Here is a 16623-nt window from a genome sequence, read left to right as displayed (position 1 = left end):
ATAAATACTGCTATTAAAGTTTATTATCTCATTTGTAATTTCAAGCTTAACTGTAGCTAAATTTGTATTTTTTGTCAATGTAAGTAACTACTCTTACAACAAAAAAATTACAAAATATTACATGAGGTACGAGCTGTGCATAGCAACGATATTGAGCAGTTACAAGTTATACCATTTGATGAATCAAAACAAGTTACTAATAGCACAACGGAGTATCAAAAAACAACAGTTGTACAGCAACAAATAAGTGATGAAGATTACCTTTCAGAACTTAGTAAAGAGCTAGGTTCTAACTCTATATTGTTCAAAGTACGAAAATACATACTTCGACATTACAAATATGAGCAAGTTATTGATAAAATATGGTTTAGTGAATTAGAAATTGTAAATGAAGATAATATTAATAATAAGATATTCTATAGGTAAAGGTGCAAAGGCAGAGCAAGTATAAGGATGAAGAAAAGTTAATTTTTATTAACTTTTACACTTTATAGAACCTACTATTAACTTGTGTTAACTTTTATTAATATTTTTAATCAAGCTTCAACCTTAACTATAAACATATTTGCAATATTTGTCAATATAACAAAAAAATTAAAGCAAAAGGTTGACAAAAGGTTGACAGAAAATTTAGGAAATTGGTGGTCAGTTTTCAATCTAGAGGTTAATCTAATGATCAAAAAATATATACAACCTGGGATTGATAAGCGATTTTCAAGTTATATGTATTATGAACAAATTAGTATAAAAAATTTGATATCAAAAAAAGCATAATTTATATCGGATGTTTAATAAAACGTAATATATATTAATAATATCAACATTAATATTATGTGGGGTGATTATGCATTCAATATCATCAAAGTTTATAAAGCAGGTATTAAATAAAATTAACATTTCTGAGGGAGAAAAATTATCAATTATCCACGATCCAGATATAATAGGACTTAAACTGAAAATCTCATGGGTAGTCCGTAGAGGAAGAGTAAGAAAAACATGGGTTTTAGAACAAAAATTTAAAAACCAGAGTTTAAAAATAACGATAGGGGAATTTCCATATTTATCTATTAAAGAAGCTAGAAAAATAGCAAGAGAATTAAAGACATTAATGGCGAACGGAATAGATCCAAGAGCAGTAAAACGTCAACAACAGATAGAAGAAAATGAGAATCGTATAAAAGAAAGAGAAAGAAAAGCTAACGATATTACATTCAAAGAGCTGTGTTATAGGTATATTGAAGAGTATGCCAAAATATATACTATAAACTGGGAAGAGTATACTGACAGAGTACATACTTATGCACAATCATTATATGGAAAAAAGATAAGCCAGATTCGAATGAGTGATATTCAACAAATATTCAATGATATCAGCAAAGAGGAAAAATATGCTACAGCAAATCTATTTCTAGTAACATTACGCACTATGTTTAATAAGGCAAAAAAATGGGGATTAATAGAAAACAATCCTACTATAGGAATAGAGCAGCATAAACTGCAAGCAAGAGAGAGACGTCTAAGTTACGATGAAATGGGGAGATTTTTAGAAGTATTATGCAGAGAAACAACTCCGTTGATAAGAGATTTTGCATTACTAGCGTTATATACTGCAGCTAGAAAAAGTAATGCGTTAGAGATGGAATGTGACAATATAGATTTTGAAAGAAAAATATGGCATATACCAAAAAACTAAGAACGGAAAGGCGCAAAATATATCATTAACAGATGAGGCAATGGAAATATTGCAAGCAAGGAAATTAACATCTAAAAGTAAATTGGTGCTACAAAGCGATAGTAGCAAAAGTGGACACTTAGAAAGCCATATGAAGCATGGAAGATAATTTGTAAAAAGGCTGGCATAAAAAATTTCAGAATACACGATCTAAGAAGGACGTTAGCAAGTTGTATGGGGGATGCAGGCGCAAGTCAGAGGACAATTGGTATAGCATTGAATCATATTAATCCAAACTCAACAATGCATTATAATATACCTTGTATGGAGTTAGTACGAGAGTATATGTCTAAGGCTACACAAATAATTAGTGAATGTGCTAGAAGTTATAATATTTATAATACTATCTAACTAAAATAAACGTCGTGGTAAGAATAGTGCGACTTCATGTCGCACATGCATGTATGTAAACTAATTATTGCAGGTAAAATCTGTGTTTGAAGATGTTTAGCTAATTTAAACATTAGACCTCTTTCGAAACTGGTTAACGTAGTTCAAAATTATTGCTAATAAATATCCAAATAGACGTAAAAGATTCGGTTTTAGATTTAATTTGATCTCTGGCATTTATAATTTTGAACTACGTTAACCAGTTTCGAAAGAGGTCTATTATAGTAGTAGAATGAGAAATCTCATGCTACAATTGCGGCTAAAGGTGATTATGCAAAATCAAAAATTATGTTGGGCATTATCGAGGCCGTTGAAGTATATGGGTTTGAGCATTGACGAATGGGGAGTAGTGCTAGCTGGAGTAGCTCCAGGAATTGTACTACTAAACAGCAGGCATGCTAAATTAGGCCTAGCATTTATGGTTGGAGGAATTGCTCTATGTTATTGCTTTAAGAAATTTAAGAAGGTACCGGAGAATTTTTTGCTAAAAAGTTTTTTAGTAGCTAAAGGTTTATTGCCAGCTCCATTAGGATATTCAAGACTTCTGGGCAAAAAAGTTGGCAAATAATGAATCATCTCTTTAAGCAAAATGCTATACAAGAGCTGGTTAAATATAATAAATGCTTACTTTCAGTAACTATATTGCTAGCTGCAGCTAATATAATTGCGATAATGGCTGCAATTACCAAAGAAGAAAAGTGGTTATTAATTCCAGCAATGGAGCCTGATCGTAAAATGATGGTTTCATCAAAAAATTACCATGAAACCTATTTAAAGGAATGGGCAATTTATGTGATGAAATTTTTATTTACTACTTCTCCAAATGAGGTAGAAAGACAAACAGCAGACATGAAAGTGGCATTCAGTAATACTGAATCTTTAAAAATTTTTTTCAGAATCATTTGCAATTTGTTAAAGGCTCAAATGTATCTTCAGTCTTTTTTCCGAAGAATGTTGAAGTGATAAATGAATGGAGTATTAATTAGTGGAACGCTTCGTTATTGGTTTAGCGATAGTAAACATATAGCTGTCGATAAGACTTACCTTTTGACTTACAAGCGAACTCCTAATTACCTTTTGTTATTGACTGGTGTTAAAGAGAATGGAATAAAAAAATGAGTATTAGAGTTTTGAGATTTATGATAGGGCTTATTGCTTTAGTCAACGTTAATAATATATATGCGGTAGAATATGAGTTAGAAGATGATGAGCTGCTTAAGCTTGAGATTTCTGATAGTGGGCCAACAAGAATTAATCTTAAAGATGAAAAAATTAATGATATTCTTATGTACCCTCAAAACACAGTTGAAGGTATAGTTCATGAGTCTGGATGTTTGTTTATTGCTCCACGAGCAGAAGAAAACAAAGTTTATTTAATGGTAATAGGAAAATATAAAACAATTCAAGATTTAATGTTAACTTTTACTCCAAAAACTCCAAGCCCTATAATGCTTGTTAATGCTGCTACAAAAATAGAGGAAAAGGATAATTCAAAACAAAACAATAACAATTTGTTCAGTAATGACCTTAATACAAAAGAATTAACAGCAAAACCTTCTAAAAAACAAAGTAGAAATACTAAGGAAAAATAAAACTGGCTTAAAATGCTAGTTTTTACTTCAAAGACTTGAAGTTCTGGTAGGGTATCTGAAACTCGCTTCAAAGTAAAATTTCATTCAATGTGGAATTCACTAGCACTAGGAGAATAATGCAAAATTTACTAATAAGCAATAACAATGTTCATATATCAAAAATCTCGACTAAATATGCTAAACCCTACATTTAGAATACAGTGGAATAATGTAGTTGTAGGGCTGTTAATTATTATAATTACTGCTTGTGTTTTTTCTTTTGAGCCAGCATTAGCTGATACTCTTGAAGGACAGCTTAATAAAATAGACGGACTTTTTAGTGGAAAGCTAAAAACAATAGGTATATCAAGCGCAACTATTTTATCATCGATTTGGGCTGTAGCACGAGGGAATATAAAGCTTGCAGGAGTAATGGTAGCAATTGGTGTTATTTTAGGCTTTTACCTAGTGAATTGCCAGTGGTATGAAAATTAATTGATAAGGTAGAAACATTAACATTCAAAAAGCGGAGGAATAGTGGAACAGGACAATTCAGACAATAATAATACAAAAGAAGAAGATTTAGAGCTAAATGATAAACCAAAGGCTGAATCTGGTGTTAGGTCTAATAGCAAGTTATCAGAATTAACAAATATCATTCGTAGAAAGCCAGTAATTGCCTTAACTTTTATAAGCATCACAATAATGGTTGTTTCATTTTTTTTATCTGAAAGTGGTAAAACGAAAGAATCTATAATTTTTATTGAAAATCGTGAGTCAAGAGAAGCGATTTCTGGAATAGAACAAGCTGTAGATTTGAGAGCGAAATGGACAGAGGAAATACTTAATGAAGTCAAAACATTAAAAGATAGATTTGAAAATGTAACAGAAAGCAGATATTTAGAAATTACAGCCCAAATTAATAATTTTAACCAAAAACTTGAGATATTGGAGAATCAGCCTAAGCAGAGTCTATATAATAATGATAGTGATGAATTTAGTTCTGATCTTAATCATCATATTTTAAATTCACCACATGATAACAAAACAGAGCAAGCTCCTGTAGTAGTAAAGCCTTATGTAAATCTTAGGAGAGCTGAATCTGAGCAAAAAAAATGTTGAGAACTATGTTACTAGCGGTAGTTCTGCTAGAGCTGTCCTACTTATTGAAGTCGTTGTAGGCACAGGAACAAACAGCTCTTCATCACCAGAACCAATTGTTCTGCAGTTGCTTGATACAGCAATTCTTTATGATAAATATAAAACTGATCAAATCAAAAAGGCGATTTTAATTGGATCATGTAATGGAGAGATTTCCTCAGAGAGAGCTAAATGTCGCATCGAAACTCTTTCAGTAGTCAATAACCAAGGAGATATTATCGAAAAAAAAGGTGGAAGGCTGATTGATAGGCGAAGACGGACGTTTTGGAATTAAAGGAATAGTGGTGAATAAATCGTCTAAAGTAGTAAAAATGGCTGCATTAAATGGAGTATTTAGCAGTATGGCTAAGTTTCGGCAAGCTAAAGCTATTAAACCTGATATGACAACAGCTCCAACGTTAAATATAATGACTCCAGGTCAGGCGCAATCAGAGTTAAGTGTTGGAGATGCGCTTCAGTCTGGAGCTTACGCTGGAGCTAGCAATGCTTTTGATAAGCTAGCTGATTTTGCTATAAAACGAGCTGATTCTATGAGCCCAGTCATTGTTGTTGCCTCAGGTAGAGTCATCGATGTTGTATTTAAAAAAGGTTTTGACTTACGTGAGCACAAGAAGAAGCCACATAATTCAACTTATTCACAATCAACTAACAATGAAAAAGTTAATTTGCATAATAAATTCGATCAATCACAAAAGTTAGAGGAGTATTATTTATAATGAAGTTTTTATTATTGCTATTGTGCTGTATGAGCCTAACCAGTTTCTTTTTCGAAAGTACTTTTGATTGTAAAATTCCTAAAGGGCTAAAATGTAAGTCTTTATACGAAATAAAGAATATGGTTGCTCAAGGCGCTTTTGATATTGATAATCTTGAGAAAGTTGAAACATCCAAAACTAAATCAAAAAGACGTTGTATTCTATGCTACAGGCAAGCTAAAGCTATTCAAAGCGTAGCTGTTGTTAACAAGTCGCCGAAAAAACCAAAAAAATATCTTATTAATTTATTTAAATTAAAACAGAGTCAAGGTGAACGCAAGCATACATAAGGATTTTGATCGAGAAAGATTTTCTAAACACTTTGTCTATGAATCATATGATGATGAGACTCAGCTATTCTTTAATCGTGGTTCAATAGGTTTTGTATTGCTTGCATGGCCATTAGTTGGAGCTAGTGTTTCTGCTCAAAATGAAATTGCTGAATTTCTGAAAAGCGATGAAAATTTACCTGGTGAAAGTAGCCTGCAAGTCTTGATGATTGGTAGTAATAATATAGAGAATTTTTTAAGCAACTGGCAGTCATATCGTAAAGGAGAGATATTTATTGAGTTAGCTAATAAAAGAACAGAATTTTTACGTGATCAAGCTCAAAAGTCAGGCTCTGTAAAGGATGTAGTATTGTTGATTTCAGTTACTATACCTAATTTAAATGCAAATATCGATGATATGATTCGCAGACGAGATGCTTTAAAAGATACGTTTAGGTCAATTGGATTAAGCACTGAAAATGTGAATGCACAGCAATTATTAAAGTTTCTGAGAGTAATATTTGGCTGGCCTGAAGAAGAACATTCAAATATTAACCAGTATGAAATATTGTCTGAACAAATTCTAAGTGGAGATTTCTCGTTATTTGAGAATGATGATTGTGTAAATGTAAATGATGATCAAATATTTATCAGTCTAGAAGCAAGAAATAGGCCTGCAGAGTGGAAATTATCTGCTATGGATCTGTTTTTAGGTAATGAAATGCGTCGTGATGAATATATAAAATCAAATTTCCTGATTCATTTTGGTCTGCAAATTTTACCAAATCAAGCTATGGAAAGAACTGCTGCTATAACCAAAAGAGAGGCACTAGAAAGAAATATTAATGCAGGAATGGGCAAATTTTTTTCATGACATACAACAAGAAACTGCTGATTTAGCTGATGTAGTAGCTGCTCTACAGAGTGGTGATAGAGTTGTTAATATTCACTTCAACGTTATTATGTTTGATAAAACAAAAAAGGCTAAGCAATCTGCATCGGCCTTTTGTTCGATGTTAAGACGCAGTGGATGGTATTTTGTACCATGCAAATATGATCATGTAGCCGTGTTACTAGCTGCGCTACCAATGCAGTTAGTTGAGCAAGGCCCAAAAGGTATATTGGGTCAAAATAAAACATCAGGAGTTGGAGTAGCTCTTTCTAGCTTAGGTAGAGGCATAAAAACTGTTTCTGTAGAGAGCAAAGTATTATTGCCAATAATCGGTGAATGGAAAGGTGATTTAAGTTCTCCAGGTATGTTGCTAGCTGGAAGACGAGGTCAAATAATGTACTGGTCTCCTTTTGGTGGAGCTTTATTACCTGCATTAAATAAGAATGCAGCAGCTCCAAATGAGAACTTTAACCTTTGTATAGCTGGAGTTCCAGGCTCTGGAAAATCTGTTTTCATGCAAGAATTAATGCTATCTGTTCTAGGAGTTGGTGGTAAAGTTTTTGTTCTTGATTACGGAAGATCGTTTAAGCGTACATGCTTGATTCTAGGTGGTAGATACATAGAATTCGACATGAAAAATCCTGTATCAATTAATCCATTTTCAGAGGTGCCAGAGGATGACAGCGCAAAGTCTATAGAAGCTAGATCGGATTTTTTATCTAACTTTCCATCCATTTTAGCTACTATGGCTGCTCCACAGTATGGAACAAGCGATTTACAACAACCAATGCTACAGAGGGCTTTGATATCAGTCTGGCAAAAAAAGGGAGCTAAAGCTGAAATCACGGATATTGCAGACTGGTTATCAAATAGAGAAGAATCATATGCTAAAGAGCTTGGAAATATGCTCTTTCCTTTTACTAAAGATGGTCAACATGGAAGATTTTTTAGCGGTAAGGCGCAATTATCTCTAAACTCTGATATTGTGGTAATTGAAACTGATCATCTACGCTCTGTACCAGAGCTATTAGCTGTGATTGTACAGATTATGATTGTTCATATTAATCAAACAATGGTTAAGGGAGATAGAAGTAGACCATTTTTAATTATGATAGATGAAGCTTGGAAGCTATTAGCTGGAAAGCGTTCAGGAGAGTTTATTGAAGAAGCAGGTCGAATAGCTCGAAAATATAATGGATCGATTGCTTTAGCAACTCAGCAACTCACGGATTACTTTCGTCAAGAGGGTTCTGCGTCTGAAAAGGCGTTTGAGAACTCATCGCATAAGATAATTTTGAAGCAAAATTCTGAATCGTTTAAGGCAATGAGAGCTAACCATAAGCTTGCAGGGTTTGTTGATGAGGATTGGAAGCTGAATTTACTGCAATCTGTACATTCAAATCCTCCGTATTATAGTGAAATAGCTATTTATAGCCCTAATGTTTCAGGTGTTATAGGCAGATTAATGATTGATCCGTTTACTCTGCTGTTAACTTCAACGAATGCTAGAGATTATCAAGCAATAGAAGATCACATGGCTAAAGGGATGAATGTCAGTGAGGCAATTAATTATGTGATAAGAGAACGGAAAATAATTCCATGAAGCACGGAGCAGTAATTAGTATAGGTACATTCTTTGCTTTATTTGCCGTTGCTTATCAAGTAAGCGATATAAGAGCCAATTTATTAAATGCTGATATAGGTGTTGAGATTAAGGATTATGGGACTAGAGGGCATGTTTTTCCAATCATTGAGGAATCATTACTGGAGGTGATTATGGCTAAACTTAATGCTGCATCAAAAAGTGGTTTGTTGAATCAAATGCAGCTGGAATTTCAGGAAAAAGTTAGGCAAAAAATCATGAGACCAGTTCCAGTAAAAAATTTGAGTAAAGCTACTGAAAATAAAACGCGAATATATGATTCTACCTATGTTCAAAAGGATGACATTAAGACAAAAAATGGTATAATAATAGTAAGGAGAGGAACTAAAATAAATCCTTTAGAGATAATAAATTGGGGTGAACCACTAATATTAATTGATGGAGATGATGAAGATCAGGTCGCTTGGGCAAAATCAAGACCAGGAAAGATAGTGTTAGTTAATGGAAATCCTATTGAACTTAGCAATCTATTAGGCCGGCACGTATTCTTCGATCAATTGGGTTTTTTGAGTATGAAGTTTAAAATACAAGCTGTGCCAGCCATAATAGAGCAAGAAAACACTGTGCTTAAAATTAGCGAAGTAAGCACCTATTAAAAGCATATAACGCACGTTGGAAGTTACATAATATGCTGTAAGCAGTATAACTCAATATACTATTAGATTCAACTTAAAAGAAGGTTTTATATGAAAAGTTGGAAATTACAGCAATTAGAACAAGATCTAGTTAAAATAGTTAATAATACGCTACGAGGTGAAATACAAGAGATAGTAAATCCAGGTGGTGAAACTTTATATTTAATTCCAGGAAATAGATATCCAAAACTTCTTCGTAAAATTTCATCAATGCAAGCAAAGTGAGTGAAGGAACTGGTAATTTTGTTAGCGATAGTAATGTCTATAACAGCTAATAACTGTTATGCAGCTGCTGGGTGTGTTGGAAGATTTGTAAATCCTATAACAGATGTATGTTGGAAGTGCTTGTTTCCAATTACTATAGCTGGATTTAAGGTAGTAAGCAGTTCAATGCCTGATACTAATGCTTCTGGTAGACTTATATGTCTTTGTCCTAAGCCAGGGATTCCAGTGCCTATACCTGGTATTCCGGTAGGATTTTGGGAGCCAGTACGCCTTGTAGACGTTACAAAGTCACCAATGTGTATGGTAAGTCTTGGAGGTTTGTCATTTGGAACTGCTACTCAAAAAGGCATGAAAGATGAGGCTGAAGGAAGTGCTTTTTACCACATTCATTGGTATGTCTATCCCGTGATTTACTGGCTGGAAATTTTGCTTGATTTTATTTGTCTGGAAATGGCTGCAGTCGATATAGCATATTTAACAGAGTTTGATCCATTATGGAGTGACGATGCAAAATCTGCGATTTTAAATCCAGAAACGTTGTTGTTTCAAAATGTAGCTGCTTATCAAGCATGTATAGCTGATTGCATCAGTTGTAGCGCTGGTTTATTAGCAAGCGATTATGCTTTTTGGTGTGCTGGATGTCAAGGAATGCTTTACCCTTTCACTGGAACAGCTGCAGCGCATAATGGTGGAGTTGGAACATCTGTATTAATGGTAAGTAAGTTTATGGCTAAAATGCATAGGCAACTGATGTTATGGGGATATTATGGTTATAAAGGCCTATGTGGTAAGTATCCAATGCCTATTATCAAGAAAAGTCAGTATCGACTACAAATGACTTATCCAATTCCAGAAACAAAATCCTGCAAGAGCATAGGTCAAACAGAAGCTATATGGCAAGCTGGTAGAGAATTTCCAGTTAATGGTGAAGATTTCGGTTACTTGATTTGGCGAAAAAGAGATTGCTGTTTGCTTTGATTTATAAAGCTTGGAGAGGAATATGGTTATACGAGTAATGATGTTGATGGTTTTATTATTTGTTAATAATGCTAATGCTTTTTTTTTGGACAAGCAAAAAACTTTTATTTTTGTCTCAACCTATAGAAAATCACACGTATTTAATGCAACATAATTTATTATAACAGGTTGTAATAATAAAAAAAATAAAGAATATTAATAGAATTTCTGATAATATTTATTAATAAGACTGAAAAAAATATAAAAGAAGGATTAATTATAACACCTCTAATTTAGTAATTATTTGGTGTTTAGTAGCTAATCAAAAATTTAAATGGTAATTAATAATCATATGAAATTTGTAAAATATATAATAGCTGTGTTATTAATACTGTTAAATACGACCATCGCATCAAAACGAAACAACAATCAACATGTTACATCAGAAATTAATGCAGGATAAAGCAATGTTAGCAGAAAAACATTTTAATGTTGGAATTTCATTTCTTAAGTTAAACAAATATCAAGAAGCAATAGAAAATTTTAATTTAGCTATTAAGTATAAACCTAATGATGCAGAAGCTTATGTTAATAAAGGATTTTGTTTAGGTGAATTAGAACAACATCAAGAAGAAATAGAAAACTACGATTTAGCTATTAAGTATAAACCTGATTATGCAGAAGCTTATTATAATAAAGGAGTTTGTTTAAATGAATTAAAACAGCTTCAAAAAGCGATAGAAAATTTTAATTTGGCTATTAAGTATAAACCTGATTATGCAGAAGCTTATTATAATAAAGGAGTTTGTTTAAATGAATTAAAACAGCTTCAAAAAGCGATAGAAAATTTTAATTTGGCTATTAAGTATAAACCTGATTATGCAGATGCTTATTATATGAAAGGAGTTTGTTTAAATGAATTAAAACAGCTTCAAAAAGCGATAGAAAATTTTAATTTGGCTATTAAGTATAAACCTGATTATGCAGATGCTTATTATATGAAAGGAGTTTGTTTAAATGAATTAAAACAGCTTCAAAAAGCGATAGAAAATTATGATTTAGCTATTAAGTATAATCCTAATCATGAAGATGCTTATTATATGAAAGGAGTTTGTTTAGGCAAATTAAAACAATATAAAGAAGCAATAGAAAATTATGATTTAGCTATTAAATATAATCCTAATCATGCAGAATCTTATTATTATAAAGGAGTTTGTTTAGGCCAATTAGAACAATATAAAGAGGCAATGGGAAATTTTAATTTAGCTATTAAGTATAATCCTAATCATGAAGATGCTTATTACAATAAAGGAATTTGTTTAAGTAAATTAGAACAATACAAAGAAGCAATAGAAAGTTTTGATTTAGCTATTAAGTATAATCCTAATCATGTAGACGCTTATTGTAATAAAGGAGTTTGTTTAAGTAAATTAGAACAATATAAAAAAGCAATAGAAAGTTTTAATTTAGCTATTAAGTATAAACCTAATCATTCATTTGCTTATTATATGAAAGGATTTTGTTTGTATAGATTAGGACAACACCAAGAAGCAATAGTAAATTTTGATTTAGCTATTAAATATGATCCTAATAATGGAACATTATACAAGTTAATAAATATACTCAAACAAGAAATTGCAGGTATTAAAAAGCAATCTTGATTTTTAAATGATATCTGTAATAAGCAGGTATTATAAGGCATTATCATGATTTATTTGTGATACAAATTGTTATAAAATAGTCATAAGATATAATAATAAAATCATGACTATACAACAAAAGGGTGAGTTATTGAGTTGTTTTGATGTTGCTAGCTATTTTCTAGTATTGGTTGATAGAGAAGCAGGAGATGTAATAACTCAATTGAAACTGCAAAATTTAGTGTATTTTGCACAAGGTGTGCATCTAGCTTTATTTGATAAGCCTCTTTTTAAAGAAGATATTGAAGCATGGGAAAATGGACCTGTAGTACGGCATTTACGTTCTGTATTTGGCGGCTTTGAAGCTAATGCAATTCCTGCTCCAGGAGAAATAGATTTCAGTATTTATACTAATCAACAAAAAGAGTTAATTTATAAAATATATTCTTCTTATGGTGAACATACAGCATCTTATTTGCGTGACTTAACACATTTGCATTCTATTTGGCAACAAGCCATTATACGCCCTAGCCGTGCGATTACTAAAAAAAGAGATGAGAATATTTTTTAAAAATCATATAAAAAATATTGAAGATTATCTTTTACCTGTTTCAAAAAAAGATACTGCAGAAATAGTAAATGCTGAAGATCAATGGTGGATGAACTATGATAGTGGAGTTCCTTAGGATTGAGATCAATGAATGCAATACACTTATCGGTAATAATAGTGCTATTTGGTTACTTGTCGATGGAATTAGCTACTGCTAACTCTTTGCCAACATGGTTTTTATGGTATAATGATAAACATGGTCATGAGCTTGATGACTCTACTTCTAAATTGATGCGGAGAGCTCATGACCATAGAATCGAGGAATTAAAGGAGCAATTTAATCGAGCTCAGCGTATAGCGCTTGATAATCCAACGCTCGAAAATGTGATTACAGCTCAAAGGCTACAGAAAAAAATCATGGAGAAGGCGCATAAGTTTGCTACTATGTGGCAACTAGCTACTCTACTTGATTATCAACTGATTAATGCTCATGAGCCAGCTAATAGCTTACATAGAAAGCTGTATCAAGAAAAATCAGAGCAGAAAAACGACTTAAAACTCAAAAACATTGCTAAAAACTGGGGATTAATTTTGCAAGTTAAACAAGATTGCTTGCTCTGTAAGGCGTTTATGCCTATTGTTCAGGACTTTGCTAATAAATATGCATTTCAGTTGCTAGCTGTCAGCAAGAATAATGAGTTGCTGAATAAATTAAATCCTAAGCATGTTGTACCTGTGTTATATTCAGTAGCTAGCGATGGTAAGAAAATATATTCAGTAGCTAGAGCCATAATTTCTGAAGATAAAATTATCGACAATATTCTAGCAATCGATAGATATTATCATAAGTTGGAGACTAGATGAGCATCAAAATCAGAGTTTATGTTATTGCAGCATTATTTTCGCTACAAGCTCCAGTATCACTAGCTTGGAATATCGAAAACGTATTTCAAGGAATGAGTGTTAATGTTACTAGATCTGGATCATATCAAGATCAAGCGGCTGGATATTATGCAGCTGGCGGATTATCTGCCAGAACAAGCCAAACATCATTTCAGCCATTTGCTATAACTCCACCATCTTTAAACATGAGCTGTAGCGGTATTGACGCCTATCTTGGTAGCTTCTCTGTTATTTCTGGAGAAGAATTAGTTCAACTAATGAAAAACATTGGTTCTCAAGCTAAAGTTTATGCATTTTCATTAGGATTAAAAACATTTGCTCCACAGATCGAAAATGCTCTTAAGGACTTGCGTAATCTAGCAATGGAGATGAATCAATTTGCCAAAGGAGATTGTGAATTAACAAAAGCATTATTTGCTACAGCTTTACCAAAGAACTGGGCTATGAGAGAAGCTGTTTGCCGTGATATACAGTCACAAAGCGGGTTTGATTATTTTGCCGCTGGTAAAAAATGTCGTAATTATTTAGATCAAAAACAAGCTCTACGACAAGCACAAAACAAGGATTCAGAGTTAATGCTTGATGATTATAACATCTTCACTAAAGCAGCAGCAAAGGTTGGAATACCATCAAATATGCATGATTCAATCATGTCTATGACTGGCACTATCGTGGTTACAAACAATAATGTACACTTTTATGACTCATTAGCTCAGGATGAAAAAAGTTGGATTAGTCATTTAAAAGGCGGAGAATCAGCCTCGATTTACAGTTGTGATAATGTTAGTTGCTTGCATCCAAGCTTGCGACGAAATATCACAATATCACCAGAGCAGTCTTATGCAGGTAAAGCTAAACAACAATTGACTAATCTAAAAAATAAGTTTGATTATAATACTGAATTTAGTAACCATGAAATAGCCTTTTTATCTTCGATTGGAGATATATTTCCGATTTATGATTATATCATATTAGAATATATTTCTGGAGTCACAATTTTAGATAGCTCATCAGAATTAATAGCTAGCTATACATTAGTTCAGCATTTGAAGGAAGTAATCACCGAAATACGTAGAGCCGTTACTTCACTAGGTGCTAAGCAAGTTTCGAATGAACATTTAGAAAGATATTTGAAGGAATTGAATCGGGTACAACTTTTTGCAAATGAGAAATGGACTAGCCTACAAACAGATGCAAGTCGAATAGATAAAAGGGCTAGATTAATAGAGCAGCATTTAATAGCGAAGGAGAAAAGTTAATGGATTACGTAATATACACATTTGGTGGTGGAGATCTGTTATGGCATGTGTTTAACGGCATAGGCAGAGTCTTTGCTTCAAATAGCGAATACTTCACTCCAGTAGGCCACTTAGCCTTGACTATTGGCGGCATATGGGCTGCTACTAGGGCTATTTTTAGAGGAAATATCGGCATCTTTGCTATGGAGTGGTTCTTTCCATCGATATTTATTTTTACGCTGTTATTTGCCCCCAAAGCTACTGTTTGGCTCAAGGATGAGGTATCAATGAGTGCACCAGTAAAAGTTGATAATATTCCGATAGGTATTGCAATGTTTGCTTCTCTTTCATCGCAAACGAGTTACTTTGTGTCCAAAATGTTGGAAAATCATCTTTTACCGGCTTATGAAGGACTATCAAGCAGAAAAACTGGTATTATGTTTGGAGCTAAGGCTGTAGCTAAGATTCGAGATGTGCAAATACATGATCCAGTAACTTTAACTAATACTAAGGAATTTCTTAGACAATGCTTTATGAAGCCTTACATCATAGGTAATATTCTAGGCAAAAAAGCAGCTGCTCAACAAACTAATGACATTATAGGATTTATCGAGCAGAATATACCTAATAATTTCGGTATTTATTATCGTGAGCCTAGTAATTTAGGTATTAGTTTCAAGACATGCAGACAAGCTACTCCATTGATTAAAGCAGCAATTCATAAAGAATTAAATGAAGGGCTTCTAACAAAGTTCGCAGCAGCGATTGGAGTTCAATCTGATCAGTCAAGCATGTTAAGTCAAAGACTAAAAGTCATGACTGGCGACACACTAAAATATTTACAGAGAGAGCAACAAGACATTCATGAATGGATGAAGCAAGCTATGCTACTTAATGCTAATCGTGAGTCATATGATGACTGGCGTGAGAAGTTTTCATTATCACGAATTTATCCTAATCTGGTGAGTATGCATGCAATCAGAGGGCTCTTTCAACAATCATTTTCGTATCTAGTCGCTGGGGAAATGGCTGCTCACATGATGCCTATTTTACAATCTGTTTTTTTTGCATTAGTAGTTTCAATGATCTTTATTGTATTTCCAATGGGCTTACTGCCTGGTGGTTACAACATACTCAAAACATGGATTCTATTAATAATATGGGTCAGCAGCTGGCCAGTATTTTTTACAATAATCCATTGTCTAGGAATGATCAGCTTATCCAGTAAATCTGGAGCTTTCGGTAGTGATTATGGTCTGAATATGCTATCGCAAGGAAGCTTTGCAGAGATGATTTTATATAGCTATGCGACGTTTCAAATGCTTGCATCATCAATACCAATGCTTTCTTGGTCAGTGATAAAAGCTTGCGCTCATGCTACAGCTAACTTAGCCAGCCAGTTCTCTCCTATACAAGTTGCTAGCAGCTTAGGAAGTAATATAGTCGACAATAACTTGAGTATGGATAATTACAGCATAGGCAATAGAACTATTTCTCAACAAAACCTAGCTCCTTCATTACATATGGCTGCTATTATCAATGATGGTAGTATAAAAGTCACTACAACGGATGATGGTCGACAAATTATAAATAAAAACGTAGATTTATTATTAGATAACTACCGCTCTTCTGCACTGCTACAATCTGGATATCAAAACCAGTTTGTGCGTTCACAGAGCAATCTTGATTCACTGACAAAAAAAGAGTCCAATCTTATTTCAACAGGAAACTCCATTACCATGGAAATAGCCGACAGGATAACTCATGATGAAGCTCTGTATATAGGTCTAACTGAGAGTGAATACCAAGCTCTGCAGAAGGTTGGTTCTAGTAGCATTGCTACTACTGAGTATACAGGTACTAGCCACAGTAAAAGTAGTAGTACTAGTACTAGTGCTGGAGGTGGGGTGTGGTGATTTAATACTAAATATCATTGCAGAACATGAAACAATGTTAAAAAGGTTAACAGAATTGAAGAATTTTACTGGAGTAAAAGAGTATGAGCAAAAACTACAGATATTGAAAAAATACTCTTGAGATAG

General features: G+C 33.1%; 18 protein-coding genes and 5 pseudogenes. All 23 read left to right on the top strand.

Going from position 1 to position 16623, the window contains the following annotated elements:
* The first annotated feature begins 135 nt into the window (after positions 1 to 135).
* The 23 genes and pseudogenes from DK405_RS10255 (at position 136) to DK405_RS15200 (ending at position 16618) form a co-directional block, all read left to right on the top strand.
* Positions 136 to 426, top strand: coding sequence for a hypothetical protein (locus DK405_RS10255; protein WP_045912390.1), 291 nt, complete (start codon positions 136 to 138; stop codon positions 424 to 426).
* A gap of 418 nt (positions 427 to 844) precedes the next feature.
* Positions 845 to 1693, top strand: a complete 849-nt coding sequence (locus DK405_RS10245; protein WP_231967794.1) for a tyrosine-type recombinase/integrase — start codon at positions 845 to 847, stop codon at positions 1691 to 1693.
* Positions 1659 to 1841 (top strand): hypothetical protein, encoded by a 183-nt coding sequence (locus tag DK405_RS14595; RefSeq protein ID WP_231967663.1) that lies wholly within the window; start codon positions 1659 to 1661, stop codon positions 1839 to 1841. The genes DK405_RS10245 and DK405_RS14595 overlap by 35 nt, the downstream gene beginning before the upstream one ends.
* Entirely contained in the window at positions 1838 to 2083 is a 246-nt protein-coding gene (locus tag DK405_RS14590; protein WP_231967053.1) for a tyrosine-type recombinase/integrase, read from the top strand. The genes DK405_RS14595 and DK405_RS14590 overlap by 4 nt, the downstream gene beginning before the upstream one ends.
* Positions 2084 to 2225: 142 nt before the next feature.
* A pseudogene (locus tag DK405_RS10240) lies at positions 2226 to 2321 on the top strand (IS5/IS1182 family transposase); the annotation flags it as partial.
* Positions 2322 to 2354: 33 nt separating this feature from the next.
* Entirely contained in the window at positions 2355 to 2690 is a 336-nt protein-coding gene (locus DK405_RS10235) for a hypothetical protein (protein WP_045913081.1), read from the top strand.
* Positions 2690 to 3241: pseudogene (locus tag DK405_RS10230) on the top strand (TraE/TraK family type IV conjugative transfer system protein). The gene DK405_RS10235 and the pseudogene DK405_RS10230 overlap by 1 nt, the downstream one beginning before the upstream one ends.
* Positions 3238 to 3714 carry a hypothetical protein gene (locus tag DK405_RS10225; RefSeq protein ID WP_109510711.1) on the top strand — a complete coding sequence of 159 codons (477 nt, stop codon included), beginning with the start codon at positions 3238 to 3240 and terminating at the stop codon, positions 3712 to 3714. The pseudogene DK405_RS10230 and the gene DK405_RS10225 overlap by 4 nt, the downstream one beginning before the upstream one ends.
* 144 nt (positions 3715 to 3858) lie before the next feature.
* Positions 3859 to 4192, top strand: a pseudogene (locus DK405_RS10220) (hypothetical protein).
* Positions 4193 to 4230: 38 nt separating this feature from the next.
* Positions 4231 to 5570 (top strand): annotated as a pseudogene (locus DK405_RS16280) (TraB/VirB10 family protein).
* The gene (locus DK405_RS10200; protein ID WP_064612672.1) at positions 5570 to 5899 is read left to right on the top strand and encodes a hypothetical protein; all 330 of its coding nucleotides are present in this window, start codon (positions 5570 to 5572) and stop codon (positions 5897 to 5899) included. The pseudogene DK405_RS16280 and the gene DK405_RS10200 overlap by 1 nt, the downstream one beginning before the upstream one ends.
* Positions 5880 to 8373 (top strand): annotated as a pseudogene (locus DK405_RS10195) (TraC family protein). The gene DK405_RS10200 and the pseudogene DK405_RS10195 overlap by 20 nt, the downstream one beginning before the upstream one ends.
* Complete coding sequence (gene traW / locus DK405_RS10190) at positions 8370 to 9029, top strand: type-F conjugative transfer system protein TraW (protein WP_109510545.1); 660 nt, start codon at positions 8370 to 8372, stop codon at positions 9027 to 9029. The pseudogene DK405_RS10195 and the gene traW overlap by 4 nt, the downstream one beginning before the upstream one ends.
* A gap of 90 nt (positions 9030 to 9119) precedes the next feature.
* On the top strand, positions 9120 to 9293 hold the full coding sequence (locus DK405_RS13200) for a hypothetical protein (protein ID WP_174190469.1): 174 nt from the start codon (positions 9120 to 9122) through the stop codon (positions 9291 to 9293).
* Positions 9294 to 10271, top strand: a complete 978-nt coding sequence (gene traU, locus DK405_RS10185) for a conjugal transfer pilus assembly protein TraU (RefSeq protein WP_174197559.1) — start codon at positions 9294 to 9296, stop codon at positions 10269 to 10271.
* Between the two features lie 22 nt (positions 10272 to 10293).
* On the top strand, positions 10294 to 10425 hold the full coding sequence (locus DK405_RS15210) for a hypothetical protein (protein WP_269459338.1): 132 nt from the start codon (positions 10294 to 10296) through the stop codon (positions 10423 to 10425).
* A 259-nt stretch (positions 10426 to 10684) separates the two neighbouring features.
* Positions 10685 to 11911 (top strand): tetratricopeptide repeat protein, encoded by a 1227-nt coding sequence (locus DK405_RS10175; RefSeq protein ID WP_064612740.1) that lies wholly within the window; start codon positions 10685 to 10687, stop codon positions 11909 to 11911.
* A 103-nt stretch (positions 11912 to 12014) separates the two neighbouring features.
* Positions 12015 to 12461 (top strand): Panacea domain-containing protein, encoded by a 447-nt coding sequence (locus DK405_RS10170; RefSeq protein WP_064612739.1) that lies wholly within the window; start codon positions 12015 to 12017, stop codon positions 12459 to 12461.
* Entirely contained in the window at positions 12445 to 12576 is a 132-nt protein-coding gene (locus tag DK405_RS15205; RefSeq protein ID WP_269459339.1) for a hypothetical protein, read from the top strand. Before DK405_RS10170 ends, DK405_RS15205 begins: the two co-directional genes overlap by 17 nt.
* Before the next feature lie 62 nt (positions 12577 to 12638).
* On the top strand, positions 12639 to 13304 hold the full coding sequence (locus DK405_RS10165; protein ID WP_410522050.1) for a conjugal transfer protein TraF: 666 nt from the start codon (positions 12639 to 12641) through the stop codon (positions 13302 to 13304).
* On the top strand, positions 13301 to 14602 hold the full coding sequence (locus tag DK405_RS10160; protein WP_109235003.1) for a conjugal transfer protein TraH: 1302 nt from the start codon (positions 13301 to 13303) through the stop codon (positions 14600 to 14602). Before DK405_RS10165 ends, DK405_RS10160 begins: the two co-directional genes overlap by 4 nt.
* Complete coding sequence (locus DK405_RS10155) at positions 14602 to 16497, top strand: conjugal transfer protein TraG N-terminal domain-containing protein (protein ID WP_231967775.1); 1896 nt, start codon at positions 14602 to 14604, stop codon at positions 16495 to 16497. The genes DK405_RS10160 and DK405_RS10155 overlap by 1 nt, the downstream gene beginning before the upstream one ends.
* A complete protein-coding gene (locus tag DK405_RS15200) occupies positions 16484 to 16618 on the top strand; it encodes a hypothetical protein (RefSeq protein ID WP_269459330.1) in 135 nt (44 codons plus the stop codon). Before DK405_RS10155 ends, DK405_RS15200 begins: the two co-directional genes overlap by 14 nt.
* Positions 16619 to 16623 lie beyond the last annotated feature (5 nt).

Origin of the sequence: Orientia tsutsugamushi, assembly GCF_900327275.1 — a bacterium.
GTDB classification, from domain to species: Bacteria; Pseudomonadota; Alphaproteobacteria; order Rickettsiales; family Rickettsiaceae; genus Orientia; species Orientia tsutsugamushi.
The sequence above is the reverse complement of the archived record's forward strand: the minus strand, read 5'-3'. Positions and strand labels throughout refer to the sequence as shown.